Origin of the sequence: Pseudomonas sp. P116 (assembly GCF_020149425.1) — a bacterium.
In the GTDB taxonomy this organism is placed as follows: domain Bacteria; phylum Pseudomonadota; class Gammaproteobacteria; order Pseudomonadales; family Pseudomonadaceae; genus Aquipseudomonas; species Aquipseudomonas anatoliensis.
The window spans coordinates 96050-118346 of the sequence record NZ_JACVHB010000002.1; the positions used below are offsets into that span (position 1 = coordinate 96050).

A 22297-nucleotide genomic window follows, 5' to 3' on the forward strand; every position below is an offset into this window, starting at 1 on the left:
CGTGCGGTCACTCAGAGGTTGCGTCGGATTTGCCGTTTTCCTCGATCGGCAGACAAACGCGAAACAGGGCGCCCTCGTTGATTTGACTCTCGACGACGATGGAACCGCCATGGGCGGCGACGATCTGCTCGGAAATGAACAGACCCAACCCGAGACCGGCCACTACCGTCTTGGCGGAAACCCGTTCGAACTGTTGGAAAATACGTTTCTGATTCTCGGCGCTGATGCCAATCCCGTGGTCCTGAACCTCAACCCGGGCTTCGTTGCCCTGGCGATAGACGCGGACCTGAATCGGGCTCCTGCCGCCGTAACGCAGGGCGTTGGTCAACAGATTGGAAATCACCTGCTCGATGCGGAACTCATCCCAGCACCCTTTTACCGGCATATCCGCTTCAAAGGTGACTGTAGTTTCGGCGGCTTCGATTTGCGCCGCAAAGTTTTGCAGCAGATTGCTCACCAACTGCACAAGGTCGAACGAATTCGGCCGGATCGACAGCTTGCCGGTACGAATCCGCGACACGTCGAGCATGTCCTCGATCAAGCGGATCAGGCTTTTGATCTGCCGCTCATCGCGATCGACCATGGCGTGCATCTTGTCGAGGGTGAACGCCGCGGCGTTGTCCCGCGCCAGGTGCATCTTGCGCAATTGAGTTTCGAGTATCAGGCCATTGAGTGGCGTGCGCACTTCGTGGGCGACGATTGACATGAAGTCATCGCGCATCCGCACCGCTTGTTCAAGCTCCGACTGGGTGCTCTGCAATTGTTGCAGCAGCGCTTCCTGCTCCCGTCGAGCCTGCTCCAGCGCTTCGACCTGTTGCTTCATGGCCTTGCTCTGGCGATATAGATCGACGAACACGTTGACCTTGCTCTTCACCGCGTGGATATCCAGCGGTTTGTGCAGAAAGTCCACCGCGCCGCTTTCGTAGCCCTTGAACGCGTAGTTCAGTTCTCGGCCAGCGGCGCTGACGAAAATGATCGGGATGTTCTTGGTTTTCTCTGTGCCGCGCATCAACTCCGCCAGTTCGAAGCCGTTCATGCCGGGCATCTGCACGTCGAGAATGGCCATGGCGAACTCGTGTTGCAACAGCAGCGACAATGCTTCGTCGGCCGACAACGCCTTATACACGGTGCGGTCTTCGCGTTTGATCAGCGCTTCGAGAGCCAGCAGGTTCTCGGGCAGATCGTCGACGATCAGCAGTTTTGCCTGGATATTACTCAGCATGCGATTCGTTCCAGCTCGACTAACAGACGGCCGATGCCGTGAATGGGTAAGACATGATCCGGCTGCTGAATTTTCAGCGCAGCCAGGGGCATAGTGGCGATCTGGGCGTCATCAGGATCCTGCACGATGGTCAGCCCGCCGGAGCGTTTGACCTGCGCCAGCCCGCGCGCGCCATCGTGATTGGCACCGGTCAGCAGCACCGCGGCCAGCGCCGGCCCGTAGACATCGGCAGCAGACTCGAAAAGATAGTCAATCGATGGCCGCGAATGATGCAGCCGGTCCTCAAGGCTCAAGGACAAACTGCGGTCCTGTTCCACCGACAGGTGATAACCGGGCGTGGCGAAATACACCGTGCCGGCCTGGATGTCCTGTTTGTCGGTGGCCTCTTCGACCGGCAGCTGCAAACGTCGGGCGAACACTTCGGCCAACTGGCTGCGACGCTCCTCCGGCAAATGCAACACGACGATGATCGGCAGCACAAAACCTTGGCGCAATGGCCCCAACAGGTTCATCAATGCCTCGACGCCACCGGCGGAAGCCCCCATCACAATAGCCTCGATTCGAGGCAAATCCGCAGTCTCGTTCATTTTTTGCGGTAGATCCGTTCTTGCTTTACCAGCGGCTCGAACTGGTTCGCATAGCTGGAAAAATCCAGCGTCTCTTTGCTGCCGAGCACCAGAAAACCGCGATGACAAAGCGATTCATGGAACAGCCCGAACGCCCGATCCTGAAGCTTCTTGTTGAAGTAGATCAGCACATTGCGGCAGGAAATCAATTGAGTTTCGGAGAACACGCTATCAGTGGCCAGGCTGTGGTCGGCGAACGTCACGTTCTCGCACAGGCTCTTGTCGAAAATCGCGTAACCATAAGCGGCAGTGTAATAGTCGGCAAATGAACACTGACCACCGGCCTGCTGATAGTTGGCGGTGTAGGCGCGGACATTTTCCATCGAAAAAATACCCTGCTTGGCCTTGTCCAGCGAGCGCGGGTTGATGTCGGTGGCATAGATGATCGTGCGCTCGAGCAGGCCCTCTTCGCGCAGCAGAATCGCCATCGAATAGACCTCCTCCCCCGTGCTGCACCCGGCGATCCAGATCTTGATCGAAGGGTAGGTGCGCAGCAACGGCACCACTTCCTTGCGAATGGCGAGGAAGTGCGACGGATCACGAAACATCTCGCTGACCGGGATCGTCAGCAATTGCAGCAACTGCATGAACGCTGTCGGGTCATGCAGGACTTTCTCCTGCAACGCCGAAATGGTCGCGCATTCGAACTGGCCCAATGCGTGCTGCACCCGACGCTTGATCGAAGCGCCGGAGTAATCACGAAAATCGTAGCTGTACTTGAGGTAAATAGCCTCAATCAACAACCGCAGTTCGATCTCACTGTTGCGCTCTGATGAGTTACTGCCTTCCACTAAATGCGTTCCATCTTCGGTAACCACACACGAATCAGCGAGAACAGGCGATCCAGGTCGATAGGCTTGGCCAGATAATCGTTGGCGCCCGCCTGCAGGCAGCGCTCCTGATCATCCTTCATGGCCTTGGCCGTCACCGCAATAATGGGCAGTTTGCGCCAGCGCGGATCCTTGCGGATCTCGATGGTGGCTTCGAAACCATCCATTTCCGGCATCATCACGTCCATCAGCACCAGATCGATGTCGTCGACTTCATTGAGTTTTTCAATCGCCTCACGACCGTTCCGGCCGATCACCACGACTGCACCTTTTGTTTCCAGCGCACTGGTCAGGGCGAAGATGTTGCGCACATCGTCGTCCACCAGCAGCACTTTGCGACCTTCAAAGACCTTGTCGCGGCTGCGCGCGGTCTTGAGCATCTTCTGCCGTTCATGGGACAACTGCGATTCGACTTTGTGCAGAAAGAGTGTGACCTCATCAAGCAAACGTTCCGGTGAGCGCGCACCCTTGATGATGATCGAGCGCGAATACTTGCGCAGCTCGGCCTCTTCGTCGCGGGTCAGGTTGCGCCCGGTGTAGACAATCACCGGTGGGAACGAACAGATGTCCTCGGTTGACATGCGCTTGAGCAGCTCGTTGCCGAGCATGTCCGGCAGCTTCAGGTCGATCACCATGCAGTCAAAGATTGTCGTGCGCAGCAGATCCAAAGCATCTTGAGCAAGACCCACGGCGGTGATTTCGATGTCGTCATCGCCAATCAGCCGCGCAATGCTTTCGCGCTGCAGATCATCGTCCTCGACCAGCAGCACGCGTTTTACCTTTTGCGTCAGTTTGGCTTCGAGACGGGCAAACACGTCCTTGAGCTCTTCGCGGGTGGTCGGCTTGACCGCGTAACCGATGGCGCCCATGTGCATGGCTGCTTCGACACGATCCTCGACCGAGATGATATGGACCGGGATGTGACGGGTTTCGGCGCGTTCTTTCAAGCGCTGCAACACGGTCAGGCCAGAGTGGTCCGGCAGGCGCATATCGAGGAGGATCGCGTCCGGTACAAATTCCCGCGCCAGGTCATAACCTTCGTCGGCCCCGTGGGCGACCAGGCACTGATAACCCAGCTCATGCGCCAGGTCATAAAGAATGTGGGCGAAATTCGGCTCGTCCTCGACCACCAGAATGCAGCGGGTGGCAAACGGTGCCTTGTCGCGGTCATCGGCAAAGCGCGGGATGTTGACCGGTGCCAGCGATGTAACCGGCGCCGCTGGCGCGGCAACGTGCGTGACTGGCGCGGGTGGAGTGAAGCTCAGCGGCGCGAACGGCGTATCGCCCGGCTCGCTGTACTGCAACGGCAATACCAGGGTAAACACACTGCCCTGCCCCGGTGTGCTGCTGACGCTGATCGAACCGCCGAGCAACATTGCCAGGTCCCGGGAAATCGACAACCCCAGTCCGGTGCCGCCGTACTTGCGATTGGTGGTGCCATCGGCCTGACGGAAGGCTTCGAAGATGCTTTCCTGCTGATCCGTGGCAATGCCGATCCCCGAATCCTGAACGATGAACGCAATGCGCTCATCGGGCTGACTGGCAATCGTCAGGCTGACCGATCCTCGCTCGGTAAACTTCACCGCGTTGGACAGCAGGTTCTTGATCACTTGTTCAAGGCGCTGGCGGTCAGTGAACATCGTCGTCGGGGCGCCGGGTTGCACTTCGACATGGAACGCCAGCTTCTTGTCCGCCGCGATCGGTTCGAAGACACCCCGCAAACCGTCCGCCAGCCGCGCGACGTGAGTGTTTTCCGGTAGCACTTCGAGCTTGCCCGCCTCGACCTTGGAGATGTCGAGAATATCGTTGATCAAGTTCAGTAGATCGTTGCCGGCGGAATAGATCGACTCGGCAAACTTGACCTGCTCGGGACTGAGGTTGTCCTGCGGGTTTTCCGCGAGCAACTTGGCGAGGATCAGCGAACTGTTCAGCGGCGTGCGCAGTTCGTGGGACATGTTGGCGAGGAACTCGGACTTGTACTTGCTCGAACGCTGCAACTCTTCGGCGCGCTCTTCGAGTTGCACCTGTGCTTGATTCAGCTCGGTGTTTTTCAAGTCCATGGCGTCGCGTTGTTCTGCAAGTGTCTGGGCCTGTTCGGCCAGTTGCTCGTTGGTCTGCTCAAGCTCCACTTGCTGGGTTTCCAGATGCGCCTGGGATTCCTTGAGGATCCGCGACTGCTCTTCCAGCTCTTCGTTGGCGGTTTTCAGCTCTTCTTGCTGCACCTGCAACTCTTCGTTGAGTTGCTGGGTTTCGGCCAACACTTCCTGCAGGCGCTGGCGATAACGGGCCGCCTCGATAGAGGTGCCGATATTGCTGGCGATCAGCTCCAGCAGCTCGATGTCGCGGTCATTGAGCGGACGCAGGAAACCCAGTTCGATCACGCCGTTGACGCGGTCGTCTTCACTGGTCGGCACCACCAGCACACTGTGCGGCAGACCTTCGCCAAGACCGGAACTGACCTTGAAGTAATCGAATGGCACGGAATCCAGCCGAACCAGACGCGCCTGCTGCACCACTTGACCGACGATGCCTTCGGCACTGTGAATCGCCTGATCCTTTTCTTCCTGTTCACGCGAGAAGCCATAGGTGGCGACCCGCTTGAGGCCACCGTGTTCTTCGCGAACATAGAGCGCAGCCACCGCGACGCCGAGATATTGGGCGCAGAACTGCAGAATGTTGCGCCCCAGCAGATTCAGTGTCAGTTGCCCCAGCACCTGCTCGGCCAGTTCGGTCTGGCCGTTACGCAGCCAGGCCTGGCGCTCCAGGCGCTCGGCGCTGGCCTGCTGCGCTGCCAGCGTGGCACCGTAGCTTTCAGACAAATTGACCAGATCGCGACGACCAATGTAGGCCAGCAATCCGCTGATACCCGCAACGAACAGCAGATAAAGGGTGATGCTCCAGATCGTCGTGCGGCGCACTTCTTCATTGCGCGAGGCGCGCAACTGCTGCTCCATGTCGATCACGTCTTCGAACTGCTTGCGAATCTCGTCAGTCAGGCGCTTGCCCCGCCCGGCCCTCACCGCACCACGGTAATCACCGCTGCTGCGCTGTAAATCGATCATCGACTGCGCGTAGGTCGCCCATTCGGTCTGCAAGGCTTGCAGGCGGCGTAAACGATCGGTTTGCACTGGGTTGTCGCCGGTCAACTCAAGCAACGTATTGAGCGCCACGGCGATTCGCGGCTTGGCCGTTTCGTACGGATCGAGGAAGTGTTCATCGCCGCTGAGCAGGAAACCGCGCATACCGGTTTCCAGATCCACGGTCAGTTTCACCGCTTCGTTGGCGTTATTGATCACCCGGTCAGTGTGTTCAACCCACTGGATGACCGATAGCAGGTAAGTGATCAGCGACACGAAGAACACCGCGCTGAGCACGCCGACGCCCAGTGGCAGACTGACGTTGCGACTCAGGAGTTTGCGAAAGCGTTGCTCATCAACCGAAGACGGAGAGGACATGGGGCAGCCTTGTCGAACTGTTGAAAACCCGAGAGTTTGCCCCAAAACACCGGCCTGGATCCATTTTTCTGACGAATTTGGCAGCAAATTCCTACATTTGCCTGCGCGTGGATGCGTGCCAACAGTTATCCTTGCGCGCCCCGCAGCTGCTAATCTTTTTTGTATCAAACCGGGAACTTGTGGCTATGCGCCACTTACTCATGCAAAAGCACGGTATTTTTGATCGACCGGCGCACCCGATTCCTACCCTTTGAGAGCTTAATTATGTCCGCCACCCTTTCCACCATCCTGGTCGTCGAAGACGACGCCATCGTGCGCATGCTGATCGTCGATGTGCTGGAGGAACTGGAATTCAAAGTGCTGGAAGCGGACGGCAGCGAGCAGGCGCTGGAAATTCTCGTGGATACGGCCAAGCACATTGATCTGATGATGACGGATGTCGGTTTACCCGGTATGGATGGCCGTGAGCTGGCCCTGGAAGCGCGTAAAATGCGCCCCGAATTGCCAATCCTGTTTGCCAGTGGTTACGCCGAAAGTATCGATGTGCCAGATGGCATGCACGTTATCGGCAAACCTTTTTCGATTGACCAGCTGCGCGACAAAGTGAAGGGAATACTTAAACCATAACGTGTTCGCCCTTCACCTTTTAAGCAAAATAACCTCGAACACGGGGTTCAATCGATCATTTACGCAACAGACTATTACCGGTCTGTTGCGCTGCACAACTTGCAACTCTTTTAAACTTTAAAAGTCGCGAAAACAGATTTACTGTGCGCCCACCTAACGGCGCAAACACTTACCTGTGTGTTTCACCTAATTGAACTCACCAAGGCCGGAGAGGAACTACAAGCAACTGACAAGGATGAAATCAGTGAAGCCATCACCAAAACAAAGTCTCGTCGAGCAGCGTGACGGAAAACTTGCCCCCTCAAATTTCAATGCTCCGGAACAACGGGACATTGAAGAAAAAAACAATATTCTTGCTGCCATCAAAGCAAAAATCGGCGAGCGCACCGACGAAGAAACCCTGGACCTCAATAAGTTATTCGCCTCACGAGTCACCGACAGCACTTTCGATCATGCCTGTGAATTTGCGCGAATAGAATTGCAGAAGCTCACGAAAAGGGATGCCTTTCTCCTACTGGATGACAGATACATTTTCTGCGAAGAAACAGTGTTTGAAGTTGATGAAAACGCCAGACTGCGCGGACTCGATGATGACTTCTGGCTGGATCTGGATAACTCATCCGGTCTGATAGAACCTCCTGATCGTGACTGGTTTGATATGAGCACGGATTCGCTTGTCACCACCTATCTTAGCGAGGATCTTACCCTGCTCGCCGAATGTGCAGCCAACCTTGGTGGCCGAGTACTTATCGGGAAATACATCAGCGTCGGACAGTGGCTTCGCTTTCAAAAACACGACCTGCCCCACACGGTGCTGGAAGCCAGGCAATTGATCGCGCATCTCACGTTCAAATTACCGTCCCCCCCGCCACTGGGCAACTATCACGAGTTGATCTTCGCCGCGCAAGACAGCCCCTTTCGACTCACCGATGCTGACCGCCAGACCATCAAAGCGTTGATCGAGGAAACCACCGGCGGGGTGACATCGCTGTTTCAGCACATCGTTCCTTACAACAATTTCAATGAAATAGGCGTTGCTGATCGCAGACAGCATGCCGCTACTTTTATTGAACAGTTCCTGAAAAAACCCAAGGCGCAGGCCTTAGGCGCAACGATGCATACCCGGCTGAACTGGAATCTTGAACAAGACGATAGCGAGGTCGCCCGCATGCAAATCATGCATCTGGTCGTATCCGCATTGATCATTGACATCATTCCTACACTGCAACACCACAGCGCAGTCATTGCCGGGTTCGACATGTACCACCCGAACAACGCGTCATTGACCCCTGCGGACGTCGTCGAGAACCTTGAACAGCACTTGCTGCAAACCACGGCAATTGAAGCGACCAATGTGCAAATCGCAGCACACCTGCTGTTGTCCGGGACAGCGCCCGAATTTTTGATCGCCGATACACCGGCGGAGTTGACATTGGGTAAGGCAGGTTGGGTCGTGCTGTCGCAAACAGTCGCGACGATTGAACTGGCCACGCCCGGAGCCGCGCGCTTGTTGAGTTACGCGGACATCATAGCGTTTTCCGAACTGAGCCCAATTAGCAGCGATCAGCGCACACTGCAGGAATTAACGTCCGCCTTGCCGGTCATCAACTGGGCAGTGATGAATAATCTTGTCCCTTATACACAGGGAAAGGATTACAGCCACGAAACGTTTTTAAAAGCGGCTACATACTTCGACCGTTACAGCGATGCATTGCACCAATCCGAAAAAGGTCTGTCAGGCGTCGCGCCCGACCGAACAAAGTTGTCGCTAAAAGCGCTACAGCAAGTTCTTGCACCTGGTGATTACCTGCAACGTAAAGCGTTTTCGATCAAATACGATAAATCCTTCACTGACCGCAACTGGCTCGACCTTCTGGGCTCACTCAACTTGAAGGGGCTGGCCGAGGAAATATTCGACTATTCACTGGATAGACGAGGTATGAGCAAATTCGCCTTGAGCGAACTGCGTAAGTTACGCCTCAGCGTGGTTGACCTCTACATGTCCGGTGATTTGAGCGAAAACGGCAAGCTGACCTCGAAATACAAAACCGCAGCTAACTTCGCGGCACCCGTGGGCGCTTTTCAACGTCTGAATGAGCTGGAGCCCGCAGCCGCGATCTTTGATCGCGCATTCACACAATATTATGAAGAATTGCAGGCGGGTCGGGACGCGTTGATCAAGCTTGCCATCTGCAATCTGCCCAACCGCGACAGACAAGCACTGATGAACGGCCATGTCTCGATCTATACCGTTCGCGAAACAGCCAATCCTATCAACGCCTTCGAGGAAACCCAGAATCATCGCGACGCGAAGAAAGGTCGCTTTGGCGTCATTCTGTGCACCCAGTCCGCGGGGGTGACCCGAAGCTACGAGCTATTCACATTGAGGGGATTGTGCCGGGAGTGCCCCGAACTGGCGTTGATGTTACGGAAGACCGGTGTGATCAATCAGAATCCCCAGCTCTCGTACACAGGAAAAAAAACCGATTTCCAGAAGAAAAATCAAGACCACGTCTGGCCACTGGACTTCAGTGCCTATGCCAGTGGCAGCGAACCCCGCAGTGGCATGACATCCAGCGTCGTGGTGGAAAAACTATGTCAGATGCACCTGCAGGCAGACAATGTCGGGCAAGTAGCACTGTTCTTCGCTCCGGCGCTGAAAGAACTGACTGATTGGGTGCTGACCTATCACCCTGTTCTGACTCGCGAAGAAATGTATGCATCGCTGAATACGCAGACCGAGCTGCAGGTATTGCGTCAGCACAACAGGGTGGTGGATAAATTCCTCGTGGATCTGGTCGTGCCTTTCAAAAAATGCATTGAGGATATCCAGTCCGGGGATGCACCGCGTGTTTCCGAAGGCATCGGAGGCTGCATTCTGGACGGTCTGGCCTTGGTCGGTTTGCTGGTCGGTCTGGGTGTTACGGTGGCGAACATCGTGACCAAATCTGTATCGACCACCGCAAAGGTCTTGAGTATCGCCAAAGCCTCGCTCAGATTTGCTGTCGCAGTGGTCAATCCACTGGACGGTTTACCCGATCTGGCGCAAAAGGGTGCGCGGTTGGCCAAGCGTGGGGCGCTGTTGTTGTCCCAGCGCAGTTCGCAAGCTCTGGAAGTTGCCAGCAGTCAAATCCGCAGATTGAGCGGCAGCTCGCAATCCTATGATTTGATCAAGGCCGCCAAGCGCACTGATCTCATGCAAGGCCAGTGGAAAGCGGTCGATGATCTGGCTGAACCGCTCGAGCTCGTGGCCCTGCAACGCAACAACGAGTGGCATGCGCTGCACTTCAAGACAGGCGGCGCCTGGGGACCGAAGCTGCCGAATTTCAAGATTCTGGATTTTTCGCCTTTGCGGCGTTTTTTTGCGCGCTTCAAGCCGCACGGTTACACCCGGCGTTACTTGAAAAGGTCGCTGCCCCTCGCCAAAAGCAAGCTGGATAACGCCATTAGCGTATGTACCGACCCTAACTGGGAGGCCCAGGTTCGACTGGTTTTTGAACACGTATTCGGGACATATTCCGACGATGCCCTGAAACATGTGCTGCAGAGACTGCGTGCCATGCGCCACGATCTCAACGGTGTCTCACTGGCCAACATGTCGTTCAAGAAAGACCCCGTCAACGCCTTGGCAGCCTTGCGAACTACGGACTATAAACAGTGGAAAGCAGCCAGGAAAAATGTTGACGATCCTGCGGGTTCGTTCAAACGCTTTTTGAAGATATTTCCCGACCAGATGGATGAGTTCTACCGCACCAGCCGTTACGACGACAGCCGGATCGCCGACGTGCTAATCCATGAGTTATCGCACGGTGCACCAGGAACGCTCGATTTGTATTACGGGCATGTGACCCCGTTTTCCCAATTAGACGTCACCTCGCTGGTTGATTTGGCAAGGAGTTCGACCCGGGCTCACCCGCGGTTCCCGGACAATCCCCACGCGGTATTGGCGCGACCAGGCGACTGGAAGATTCTTGACTCCAGCGCCGCCAGTCAACCGCTGTTGGTGCGTCAAAATCCGGCACTACTCAATGCCGACTCCTATGAACTGGCCGTGGGTCTGCTCGACCAGATCAAAACCGAGCGCCCTATGTTCGAGTTGAACATCGACGCAATCCGTTTCCCGGTATACCACGCCCACCCCGAGCGCTTCCTGGACCAACCGGTCCTGGTCAACCTCGGCACGCCGATTACCTGATATAGACAAACCGGACACCGTCCGGTTTGTGTTTTAATCCGCGCTGCTTTTTTCCCACCGTACGTTTAGGAATCCGCGTTATGAGCCAGCCTGCAACCAAAGTTCTCGTCATTGGTTACGTCTGGCCCGAACCCCGCTCATCCGCCGCCAGCGGGCACGTGATGCAGATTCTCGAGACGTTCCTGGAGCAAGGCTGGGAGATTACCTTCAGCAGCCCGGCAGGTCCCGGTGAGCACAAGGCCGATTTGTGTGCACTGGGGATCCGCGAGGTGCCGATCGAACTCAATAACAGCAGCTTCGATACCTTCATCAGTGACCTGGCGCCCGACATTGTGTTGTTCGACCAGTTCATGATGGAAGAGCAGTTCGGCTGGCGGGTTGAAAAGCACTGTCCAGGCGCCCTGCGTGTTCTGGAAACATCTGATCTGCAAAGCTTGCGACATGCCCGCCATCAACGGCTCAAGGATCGTCTGAAAGCCAATAACGATCAGGATGACTTCAGCGATTTGTTTATTCCTGCGTTGCGCGAAGAATTCGAATTGATGGCTACCACCGACCTGGCCAAACGGGAAATTGCGGCGTTGTATCGTTGTGACTTGAACCTGATGATTTCCGAAGTGGAAATCGAGTTACTGGTCGAACAGTTCGGTTTACCGCGCCAGTTGCTGCATTGGTGTCCACTGATGGTTGACCTGCCAGAGGCACCAGCGCGAACCTTCGAAGATCGGGAACATTTTCTGAGTATCGGCAATTTCCGTCATGCCCCCAACTGGGATGCCGTGCTCTGGATGAAATCGACCATCTGGCCGCTTATTCGCCAACAATTGCCTGAAGCACAACTGCACATTTACGGCGCCTACACGCCCCCCAAAGCCACGGCTCTGCACAACGCGGCGCAGGGCTTTCATGTAATGAACTGGGCTGAAGATGCATTGCAGGTCATGTCTGCGGCGCGGGTCTGTCTGGCGCCTCTGCGCTTTGGCGCCGGGATCAAGGGCAAGCTCGTTGACGCGATGCTTTGCCGCACTCCGAGTGTCACAACGCCGATCGGTGCCGAGGGCATGCACGGTGAATGCCGATGGCCTGGAGATGTCACCCGTACCGCGACTGAATTCGCCGACTGCGCGATCAAGTTATATAAGGACGAAACTTACTGGCAAGCTGCCAGCCTGGCTGGCGACAGGTTATTGAGCGAGCGTTACCAACAGAAAACCCATGGACCAGCGCTCATCGCGAAACTGCAAGAATGCAAAATAAACTTACAATCACTGCGAGCCAATAATTTTATCGGCAGCATGTTGCGCCATCATGCCCACAAAAGCACACAATATATGGCTCAGTGGATTGAAGCCAAAAACAACAACACCCCGTCGACCCAGGCATAAAGATACCAGCACTACAAAACTTGTATTACATCGGCTATTGGCGAACCAACAACCCAGACTTATAAACATCCTGCCTGTGCGAACGTTATTCGCACTTATTGAATTACGCAGGATACAACATGAACAACTACACCTTTAAAAACCTGCTCCCTTATCAATGGATGGGGAGCACTCCAGAAATTGACAATCTGTCATTGTTCGAAATGACATTGCCCGGCACGCATAACGCTGGCTGTGACTGGGAGGCCTCTTATGCACCATTCGTCGCAAACTGGGTAGTTTGTCAGGATGTCTCTTTTTATTCGCAACTCAATCGCGGTGCGCGGGCGCTTGACCTGCGCCTGATATACGACTCAAAGTCCAGCGGACTCGCAAAATTCCGCTTCCTGCATAACAGCGAATTGTCCTCGCGCACGCTGGAAGATCTCGTTCGCGACATCAAAGGTTTTATGGAACGCAGCTACAATGAATTCATCATCCTCGACTTCCACGAATTAAAGGGAGGCAAGGAGCCCTTCGATTACAAGTACTTCAGCGAAATGATGATCAAGCATTTGGGCGAGTACATAATACCGTCAGAAAACATACACCTCACTCTTGGACAATTGAAAAAAGTCAGCCGAACGCAACGATTGTTGGTGGCAACTCCATCGCATTACGATCTGGACTGGAAGTTGTTCTGCGGGCAGGTCGTTCACAAGTGGGCTGGAAATTCTTACGTCCAGGAAACCCTGCACCCTACTTCCTCATTGTTTGCTTACGTGATCGAAGTCATGAAAAGCCCCCCTTCGAGAGACTATCTTTGGTCGCTCTCGGCAGCCATCTGGACTTTGGAGGGGCCGCAAAGAATCCTTGAAGTCCTTGATGACTGGTTTGATCCTGAGAGAAGAAATTGGGTGGAGCACTGCAACATCATCAGTTTCGATTTTATTAAAAACTCCAAAATCGTATTTTTTTGCCAGGCAGCCAATCTGGGAAAAGCTGCTAAAAAATCCACAACAGGCGCCGTGACTTGATCCAATGCCGGGCCGCTTCAGCCGCGGCCCTTCAGCAAGCTGGCGCACAACCGGCGGAACGAGGCATGATCGCCGGGCGATAACAAAAAAAGCGCCCAGCCATGACCCGAACCGCACGCGTGACCGACCCCTCTTACGAGTTGATGGATGACCATAACGGGTTGTCCATCATTTACCGTCAGCATGGCTTTCCCTGCCCGCTGGTGCGCTGGCATTTCCACAAGGAGTACGAACTGCACCTGATCGTCGCCAGTTCAGGCAAAGTGTTCATCGGCGACTACATCGGCAACTTCTACCCACAAACCCTGTTCCTCACCGGGCCCAATCTGCCCCACAACTGGATCAGCCAGGTGGCGGAAGATGAAATCGTCGAAAAACGCGACATGCTGGTCAACTTCACCGACGAGCTGTTCGAGAGTGGCCATCAGGTGTTTGCTGAACTGAAGACGCTGGCGCCATTACTGGAGCGTGCTCAATACGGCATCGAGTTCCGCTGCAAACGCACGATTGGCCAGGCCATGACGCTGATGCAGCGAATTGCCGACAGCCGCGGCATCACTCGACTCGGGCACTTTTTCATCCTCATGGAATTGCTGGCGGCCAGCGATGACTTCCAGTTGTTGTCCGGCGCAACCACGTCGCAATTGGCGGATGAGCACAATATCGACCGCACCAACCGCGCCGTTGATTACATCTTCAGCCATTACGCCCGGGACATTTCCCTGGAAGAAGTCGCCGAGCATCTGGGCATGACACCGACCTACTTCAGCCGCGTATTCAAACAGGCGACCGGGCGCACCTTCATCGAGTTCGTCAATCGCTTGCGCATCAGCAAGTCCTGCGAATTGTTGGCCGATGGCGATAAACCAGTGACCGATGTGTGCTTCGAGTCGGGCTTCAACAATATTTCCAACTTCAATCGACGCTTTCAGCAGCTCAAGGGCATGACGCCTTCGCATTATCGACGCCTGGCAGTGCAGCGCCTGACCGAGCAAAACCACAGCTGAAAGCAGGATCAAAAGATCGCAGCCTTCGGCAGCTCCTACACCGGTCATCTGTAGGAGCTGCCGAAGGCTGCGATCTTTTGATCTTCGCTATTAATCTCTGAAAACCTGTACGTATCCGCTGCCCTCCCAGCGCTGCAATCCCCTTCCCTGCGTTTACCCCTTCAAAGTCCAGTGCAAAAAAGTATCAATCAAAGTGCGACGGATGATTTGTCAGCCCTGCGATTGAAGGCTGTAATCAGCGCACATTCTTCCTGCACTGGAAGACACAAAAACAATAACCGTCCTTCTGCCTCCCCCGGGGTGCAGAAAAAGGAGTGCACGATGCAACCCACTGCAAAAGCTCTGCTTGCCCTCACCTGCATGACCCTCAGTAGCGTCAGCCTTGGCGCCCAGACCCTGACCATCGCCACCGTCAACAACAGCGACATGATCCGCATGCAGAAGCTCTCGAAAACGTTCGAGACCGAGCACCCGGACATCAAGCTCAATTGGGTAGTGCTGGAAGAAAACGTGCTGCGCCAACGCCTGACCACCGACATCGCCACTCAGGGCGGGCAGTTCGACGTGTTGACCATCGGCATGTACGAAGCTGCACTGTGGGGCGCCAAGGGTTGGCTTGAGCCGATGAAAGATCTGCCGGCCAGTTACGCCCTCGACGATGTGTTCCCGTCGGTGCGCGAAGGTCTGTCGGTCAAGGGTTCGCTGTACGCCCTGCCGTTCTACGCCGAAAGCTCGATTACCTATTACCGCACCGACCTTTTCAAGGAGGCCGGCCTGACCATGCCAGAGCGGCCGACCTGGGAACAGATCGCCGGTTTTGCGGAAAAACTCACCCACAAAGATAAAGAGCAATACGGCATCTGTCTGCGCGGCAAGGCCGGTTGGGGCGAGAACATGGCGCTGATCACCACCGTAGCCAATGCCTATGGCGCGCGCTGGTTCGATGAACAGTGGAAGCCGGAATTCACGGGGCCCGAGTGGAAAAACGCGCTGAATTTCTACGTCGACACCATGAAGAAATCCGGCCCGCCGGGCGCCTCCAGCAACGGTTTCAACGAAAACCTTGCGCTGTTCAACAGCGGCAAATGCGCGATCTGGGTCGATGCCAGCGTCGCCGGTTCGTTCGTCACCGACAAGACCCAGAGCAAGGTTAGCGACCACGTCGGCTTCACCTTCGCACCGCATCAAGTCACCGACAAAGGTTCGGCCTGGTTGTATTCGTGGGCGCTGGCGATTCCGACCAGCTCCAAGGCCAAGGATGCTGCGAAAACCTTCAGCGCCTGGGCCACGTCGAAAGAATACGGCGCACTGGTTGCCGAGAAGGACGGGATCGCCAACGTACCGCCGGGCACCCGTGCCTCCACGTACAGCGACGCTTACATCAAAGCCGCGCCGTTTGCCAAGGTCGCGCTGGAATCGCTGAAGGCGGCCGACCCAGGCAAACCGACCCTGAAGCCCGTGCCGTACATCGGCATTCAACTGGTGACCATCCCTGAGTTCCAGGCGGTGGGAACGCAGGTCGGCAAACTGTTCTCGGCGGCGTTGATCGGCCAGACCACGGTGGATCAGGCGCTGGCGTCAGCGCAGCAGACCACTGAACGCGAGATGAAGCGCGCGGGTTATCCGAAGTAACTTGCACCGCTCGCTCTTGCTTTTGTAGGAGTGAGCCTGCTCGCGATAGCGGCTCTCCATCCAACAAAGCGGTGACTGACACACCGCTATCGCGAGCAGGCTCACTCCTACAGGGGATCTTCATTCGCCTGTCGAATCGGTTACTGCCATGAATACTTCAACTGCCAAAGCCCACCTCGACCTGTCGCCACCTGCGCGCAAGGTCCGCGTACGCAATCCCGGCTGGTTTCTGGTCAGCCCCTCGGTGGCCTTGTTGCTGCTGTGGATGATCGTGCCGCTGGGCATGACCATTTACTTCTCGATGATCCGCTACAACCTGCTCTACCCCGGTGAAAACCAGTTCGTGGGGCTGGAGAACTTCACTTATTTCCTGACCGACTCAGGGTTCATGCCCGGCGCTACCAACACCTTGTTACTGGTCGGCAGCGTATTGCTGATCAGTGTGGTGTTCGGCGTGTTGATCAGTGCCTTGCTGGAGGCCAGCGAGTTTCTCGGGCGTGGCATCGTGCGGGTCATGCTGATTTCGCCGTTCTTCATCATGCCCACGGTTGGCGCGCTGATCTGGAAGAACCTGATTTTCCATCCGGTGTCGGGAATCCTCGCCTACATCTGGAAACTGTTCGGCGCACAACCGGTGGACTGGCTGGCGCACTACCCGCTGCTGTCGATCATCATCATTGTGTCGTGGCAATGGCTGCCCTTCGCGATCCTGATCCTGATGACGGCCATGCAGTCCCTCGACCAGGAGCAGAAAGAAGCTGCGCGCCTCGACGGCGCGGGCCCCATCGCCATCTTCTGGCACCTGACGCTGCCGCACCTGGCCCGGCCGATTGCGGTGGTGGTGATGATCGAAACGATCTTCCTGCTGTCGGTGTTCGCCGAGATTTTCACCACCACCAATGGCGGCCCCGGCTACGCCTCGACCAACCTCGCCTACTTGATCTACAACCAGGCGCTGGTGCAGTTCGATGTCGGCATGGCCTCGGCGGGCGGCTTGATTGCCGTGGTCATCGCCAACATCGCCGCGATCATTCTGGTGCGGATGATCGGCAAAAACCTGACTGACAAAGCCTGAGGCCTGCCATGACTCTTCAACAATCCCGCCGGCTGCAAAGCCTGCTGCTCGGCACCCTGGCCTGGGCCATCGCGATCGTGATTTTCTTCCCGATCTTCTGGATGGTGATGACCAGTTTCAAGACCGAAATCGACGCCTTCGCCACGCCGCCGCAGTTCATCTTCACGCCGACGCTGGAGAATTACCTGCACATCAACGAGCGCAGCGACTACTTCAGTTTTGCCTGGAATTCGGTGGTGATCTCCTTCAGCGCCACCGCCCTGAGCCTGCTGATTGCCGTGCCGGCCGCCTACTCGATGGCGTTCTACGAAACCCAGCGCACCAAAGGCACGCTGCTGTGGATGCTCTCCACCAAAATGCTGCCGCCGGTGGGCGTGCTGATGCCGATCTACCTGCTGGCCAAGAGTTTCGGCCTGCTCGATACGCGCATCGCGCTGATCGTGATCTACACGCTGATCAACCTGCCGATTGTGGTCTGGATGATTTACACCTACTTCAAGGACATCCCCAAAGACATCCTCGAAGCCGCCCGCCTCGACGGCGCCACGCTGTGGCAGGAAATGGTCCGCGTGCTGCTGCCCATCGCCAAGGGCGGCCTGGCCTCGACCGTGCTGCTGTCGCTGATCCTGTGCTGGAACGAGGCCTTCTGGTCGCTGAACCTGACCTCGTCGAAAGCCGCACCACTGACCGCGTTGATCGCCTCGTACTCAAGCCCTGAAGGGTTGTTCTGGGCCAAGTTGTCGGCGGTGTCGACCCTGGCCTGTGCGCCGATTCTGATCTTCGGCTGGATCAGCCAGAAACAACTGGTCCGCGGCCTGTCGTTTGGCGCTGTGAAGTAGATATTTCAGAAGCAAAAGATCGCAGCCTTCGGCAGCTCCTACACAGAGCACACCGTCCCCCTGTAGGAGCTGCCGCAGGCTGCGATCTTTTGATCTTAAAAAAACAACAATGCGGAGGCCCATCACCATGGCCAACCTGAAAATCAAGAATCTGCAAAAAGGCTTCGAAGGTTTTTCCATCATCAAGGGCATCGACCTGGAGGTGAACGACAAGGAATTCGTGGTCTTCGTCGGCCCGTCCGGTTGCGGTAAATCGACTCTGCTGCGCCTGATCGCAGGGCTTGAAGAAGTCAGCGGCGGCACCATCGAGCTCGATGGCCGCGACATCACCGAAGTCAGCCCGGCCAAGCGAGACCTGGCGATGGTGTTCCAGACCTACGCCCTGTACCCGCACATGACCGTGAAAAAGAACATGTCCTTCGCCCTCGATCTGGCCGGCGTACCAAAAGCCGAAGTCGAGCAGAAAGTCGGTGAGGCGGCGCGCATTCTTGAGCTCGGGCCGATGCTCGAGCGCAAACCTAAACAGCTGTCCGGCGGTCAGCGTCAACGTGTCGCGATCGGCCGCGCCATCGTGCGCAATCCGAAAATCTTCCTGTTTGACGAACCGCTGTCCAACCTCGACGCCGCGCTGCGCGTGCAGATGCGCCTGGAACTGCTGCGTCTGCACAAAGACCTGCAAGCGACCATGATCTACGTGACCCACGATCAGGTTGAAGCGATGACCATGGCCGACAAAGTCGTGGTGCTCAATGGCGGCAAGATTGAGCAAGTCGGCTCGCCGCTGGACCTCTATCACAGCCCGGCCAACCTGTTCGTCGCCGGTTTCCTCGGCACGCCGAAAATGGGTTTCCTCAAGGGCAAGATTACCCGCGTCGACGGCCCAAGCTGCGAAGTCGCACTGGACGCCGGCACGCGCATCACCCTGCCCTTCAATGCCGCCCACCTCAGCATCGGCAGCGCCGTGACTCTCGGCATTCGCCCGGAACATCTGGAACTGGCGCAACCGGGCGACTGCACCCTGCAAGTCACCGCCGATGTCAGCGAACGTCTGGGCAGCGACACCTTTTGCCACGTCAAAACCAACGCCGGCGAAGCCCTGACCATGCGTGTGCGCGGTGATCTGGCGAGCCGTTATGGCGAGCAACTGAACCTCTATCTGGACGCCGCCCACTGCCATCTATTCGATGCCGAAGGCGTGGCGCTGGCCCGTCCGCTGCGTGCGGCTGCCTGATTTTCTCGAGAGTTTTCCCATGAAACTGAACAAACAGAATCTCAACCGCCTCGCCACCGAAGTGCAACTGCCGGCCTACAGCCTCAGCGACACTCGCCAAGGCATCGCGCACATTGGCGTTGGTGGCTTTCACCGGGCGCATCAGGCGTATTACACCGACGCGCTGATGAACACTGGCGAAGCGCTGGACTGGGCGATTTGCGGTGTCGGCCTGCGCGCCGAAGACCGCCGTGCCCGCGATGATCTCAAAGAGCAGGATTACTTGTTCACCCTCTTCGAACTCGGTGACAGTGATGACACCGAAGTACGCGTCATCGGCGCGATTCGCGACATGCTGCTGGCCGAAGACGGCGCGCAGGCGTTGATCGACAAACTCGCCGATCCGCAGATCCGCATCGTCTCGCTGACCATCACCGAGGGCGGCTATTGCATCGATGACAGCAACGGTGAATTCATGGCGCATCTGCCGCAGATCCAGCACGACCTGGCACACCCGGGCGCACCGATAACCGTGTTCGGCTTCCTCTGTGCGGCCCTGGAGAAACGCCGTGGCGCAGGCACGCCGGCGTTCACGATCATGTCCTGCGATAACCTGCCGCACAACGGCGCGGTGACCCGCAAGGCACTGCTGGCCTTCGCCACCCTGCGCAACACGGGGCTGCGCGACTGGATCGAGCAGAACGTCAGTTTCCCCAACGCGATGGTCGACCGCATCACACCAATGACCAGCACCGCGCACCGTCTGCAACTGGCCGACAAACACGCGGTGGACGACGCCTGGCCGGTGGTCTGCGAACCGTTTGTGCAGTGGGTGCTGGAAGACAAATTCGTCAACGGTCGTCCCGCGTGGGAGAAGGTTGGTGTGCAGTTCACCGACGACGTGTCGCCGTACGAAGAGATGAAGATCAAATTGCTCAACGGCAGCCATCTGGCGCTGACTTATCTGGGTTTTTTGAAGGGCTATCGCTTCGTCCACGAAACCATGAACGACCCGCTGTTCGTGCGTTACATGCGCGCCTATATGGACCTGGATGTGACGCCGCAACTGGCACCGGTACCGGGTATCAACCTGGACGAATACAAAGACACGCTGGTGGCGCGGTTCTCTAACCAAGCGATTGCCGATCAGCTTGAGCGTGTGTGTTCGGATGGTTCGTCGAAGTTTCCCAAATTCACCATTCCGACGATCAACCGGTTGATTGCCGATGGGCGCGAGACCCGTCGCGCGGCGTTGGTGGTGGCGGCTTGGGCGTTGTATTTGAAAGGCGTGGATGAGAATGGCGACACCTATTCCATTCCTGATCCGCGGGCTGTTTTTTGTCAGGCGCTGGTGGCGGATGATGCGTTGATGACGGAGCGTTTGTTGGCGGTCGAGGAGATTTTCGGCACGGCGATACCGCGCTCGGCGGAGTTTGTCGCAGCGTTTGAATGGTGTTGCGATAGTTTGCGGGAGGTGGGTGTTACGCGGACTTTGGAGCGTGTGCTGGCCTGAGTTATGCGGTGAAGCTACCGACGTCATCGCTGGCAAGCCAGCTCCCACATTTTCTCGATGGCACTCAATACTTGTGAACGACTGAGAACCCTGTGGGAGCTGGCTTGCCAGCGATTGGCCACACCCGGATTGACCTGACTCCTTGAGGATATTCTTGTGACAACCCGACAACTCTTCCTCGGCATAGACTGCGGCACCCAAGGCACCAAAGCGATCATCCTCGATGCCGCCAGCGGTCAGGTGCTCGGCCAGGGCGCCGCAGCGCACACGATGATCAGCGGCGCCAATGGCCGTCGCGAGCAAGACACTCAGCAATGGCTTGAAGCTTTCGCCCTCGCCACCCGCCAGGCGCTGCTGGCGGCGGATGTCGATGGCCAATCAATCCTCGGCATCGGCGTTTCCGGGCAGCAGCACGGTCTGGTGCTACTCGATGATGAAGGCGAAGTACTGCGCCCGGCCAAACTCTGGTGCGACACCGAAACCAGCGCTGAAAACGACCGACTGCTCACCCACCTCGGCGGCGAAAACGGCTCTCTGGAACGCCTCGGCGTGGTCATCGCGCCGGGTTACACCGTGTCAAAACTGCTCTGGACCAAAGAACAACATCCAGACGTATTCGCGCGTATCTCCCGCATTCTGCTGCCCCACGATTACCTCAACTTCTGGCTAACCGGCCGAGCCTGCAGCGAGTACGGCGACGCTTCCGGCACCGGTTATTTCAACGTCCGCAGCCGCCAGTGGGATTTGCAGCTGTTGCGCGACATCGACCCCAGCGGACGCCTGCAAGCGGCGTTGCCGGAGCTGATCGATGCGCACGAAGCCGTAGGCACGATCCTGCCCGCGATTGCCGAACACCTCGGCATCAACCGCAACGCATTGGTGTCCAGCGGTGGCGGTGACAACATGATGGGCGCCATCGGCACCGGCAACATCCAGCCCGGCGCGATCACCATGAGCCTCGGGTCGTCCGGCACTGTGTACGCCTACGCCGATGCACCAACGGTCAGTGCGGATGCTTCGGTCGCGACTTTTTGCTCCTCCAGCGGCGGATGGCTGCCGCTGATCTGCACCATGAACCTGACCAACGCCACCGGCGCGATTCGCGAACTGTTCGAACTCGATCTCGATCAGTTCAACACCCTCGTCGCCCAAGCCCCTATCGGTGCTGAAGGCGTGTGTATGCTGCCATTCCTCAACGGCGAGCGCGTCCCCGCCCTGCCTCACGCCACCGGCAGCCTGCACGGCTTGACGCTGGACAACCTGACGCAGGCCAATCTTTGCCGCGCCGCCATCGAAGGCACGACCTTCGGCTTGCGTTATGGACTGGATTTACTCCGGCACAATGGTTTACAAAGCCGCAGTATTTGCCTGATCGGCGGCGGTTCGAAGAGCGCCGTGTGGCGCCAAATCGTCGCCGACATCATGGACACCCCCGTCATCTGCACCGAACAAAGCGAAGCGGCCGCCCTTGGCGCGGCGATTCAGGCCGCGTGGTGCAAGTCATGGTCCAATGGCCACGAAGACTCCCTGGCCGATCTGTGCCAGCGCTGCGTGAAGCTTGACCTGAGCAGTGAAACCCTGCCGAACGCCGCCAATGTCGCGGCATTCCAGCGGGCTTATGAACGCTATCAACAGCATGTCGCAACCCTATAAAGAGCAAACAAT

Annotated in this window: 15 protein-coding genes; 11 read left to right on the plus strand and 4 right to left on the minus strand. The window is 56.9% G+C overall.

Annotated features, from left to right (window positions below; genetic code table 11):
* Nucleotides 1-7: 7 nt before the first annotated feature.
* From ICA15_RS06810 to ICA15_RS06825, 4 genes are read right to left on the minus strand one after another with little or no spacing between them, the layout of a single operon-like run.
* Nucleotides 8-1222, minus strand: coding sequence for a hybrid sensor histidine kinase/response regulator (locus tag ICA15_RS06810; protein WP_150615539.1), 1215 nt, complete (start codon nucleotides 1220-1222; stop codon nucleotides 8-10).
* Complete coding sequence (locus ICA15_RS06815) at nucleotides 1216-1809, minus strand: chemotaxis protein CheB (protein WP_210552792.1); 594 nt, start codon at nucleotides 1807-1809, stop codon at nucleotides 1216-1218. The genes ICA15_RS06810 and ICA15_RS06815 overlap by 7 nt, the downstream gene beginning before the upstream one ends.
* Nucleotides 1806-2639: a CheR family methyltransferase gene (locus tag ICA15_RS06820; RefSeq protein WP_150615537.1), complete on the minus strand. Its 834-nt coding sequence runs from the start codon at nucleotides 2637-2639 to the stop codon at nucleotides 1806-1808. The genes ICA15_RS06815 and ICA15_RS06820 overlap by 4 nt, the downstream gene beginning before the upstream one ends.
* Nucleotides 2639-6133, minus strand: coding sequence for a response regulator (locus ICA15_RS06825; RefSeq protein ID WP_210552793.1), 3495 nt, complete (start codon nucleotides 6131-6133; stop codon nucleotides 2639-2641). Before ICA15_RS06825 ends, ICA15_RS06820 begins: the two co-directional genes overlap by 1 nt.
* A gap of 264 nt (nucleotides 6134-6397) precedes the next feature.
* On the opposite strand from ICA15_RS06825, the gene ICA15_RS06830 reads away from it, so the two are divergent.
* The 11 genes from ICA15_RS06830 to xylB all read left to right on the plus strand — a co-directional run bounded on the left by ICA15_RS06830 (nucleotide 6398) and on the right by xylB (nucleotide 22285).
* Nucleotides 6398-6760, plus strand: coding sequence for a response regulator (locus ICA15_RS06830; RefSeq protein WP_210552794.1), 363 nt, complete (start codon nucleotides 6398-6400; stop codon nucleotides 6758-6760).
* A 244-nt stretch (nucleotides 6761-7004) separates the two neighbouring features.
* On the plus strand, nucleotides 7005-10955 hold the full coding sequence (locus ICA15_RS06835) for a hypothetical protein (protein WP_210552795.1): 3951 nt from the start codon (nucleotides 7005-7007) through the stop codon (nucleotides 10953-10955).
* An 80-nt stretch (nucleotides 10956-11035) separates the two neighbouring features.
* Nucleotides 11036-12340, plus strand: coding sequence for a glycosyltransferase (locus ICA15_RS06840; protein ID WP_210553188.1), 1305 nt, complete (start codon nucleotides 11036-11038; stop codon nucleotides 12338-12340).
* A gap of 119 nt (nucleotides 12341-12459) precedes the next feature.
* Entirely contained in the window at nucleotides 12460-13356 is an 897-nt protein-coding gene (locus ICA15_RS06845; protein WP_210552796.1) for a phospholipase, read from the plus strand.
* Nucleotides 13357-13457: 101 nt separating this feature from the next.
* Complete coding sequence (locus ICA15_RS06850) at nucleotides 13458-14363, plus strand: AraC family transcriptional regulator (RefSeq protein ID WP_150603843.1); 906 nt, start codon at nucleotides 13458-13460, stop codon at nucleotides 14361-14363.
* A gap of 321 nt (nucleotides 14364-14684) precedes the next feature.
* Complete coding sequence (locus ICA15_RS06855; protein WP_150598277.1) at nucleotides 14685-15995, plus strand: ABC transporter substrate-binding protein; 1311 nt, start codon at nucleotides 14685-14687, stop codon at nucleotides 15993-15995.
* Between the two features lie 148 nt (nucleotides 15996-16143).
* Nucleotides 16144-17070 carry a carbohydrate ABC transporter permease gene (locus tag ICA15_RS06860; RefSeq protein WP_150603842.1) on the plus strand — a complete coding sequence of 309 codons (927 nt, stop codon included), beginning with the start codon at nucleotides 16144-16146 and terminating at the stop codon, nucleotides 17068-17070.
* Nucleotides 17071-17078: 8 nt separating this feature from the next.
* Nucleotides 17079-17909 (plus strand): carbohydrate ABC transporter permease, encoded by an 831-nt coding sequence (locus ICA15_RS06865; RefSeq protein WP_150603841.1) that lies wholly within the window; start codon nucleotides 17079-17081, stop codon nucleotides 17907-17909.
* 127 nt (nucleotides 17910-18036) lie between these two features.
* A complete protein-coding gene (locus ICA15_RS06870) occupies nucleotides 18037-19140 on the plus strand; it encodes an ABC transporter ATP-binding protein (RefSeq protein ID WP_224450860.1) in 1104 nt (367 codons plus the stop codon).
* Nucleotides 19141-19159: 19 nt separating this feature from the next.
* A complete protein-coding gene (locus ICA15_RS06875) occupies nucleotides 19160-20632 on the plus strand; it encodes a mannitol dehydrogenase family protein (protein WP_210552798.1) in 1473 nt (490 codons plus the stop codon).
* A gap of 156 nt (nucleotides 20633-20788) precedes the next feature.
* Nucleotides 20789-22285, plus strand: a complete 1497-nt coding sequence (gene xylB / locus ICA15_RS06880) for a xylulokinase (RefSeq protein WP_210552799.1) — start codon at nucleotides 20789-20791, stop codon at nucleotides 22283-22285.
* Nucleotides 22286-22297: the final 12 nt, after the last annotated feature.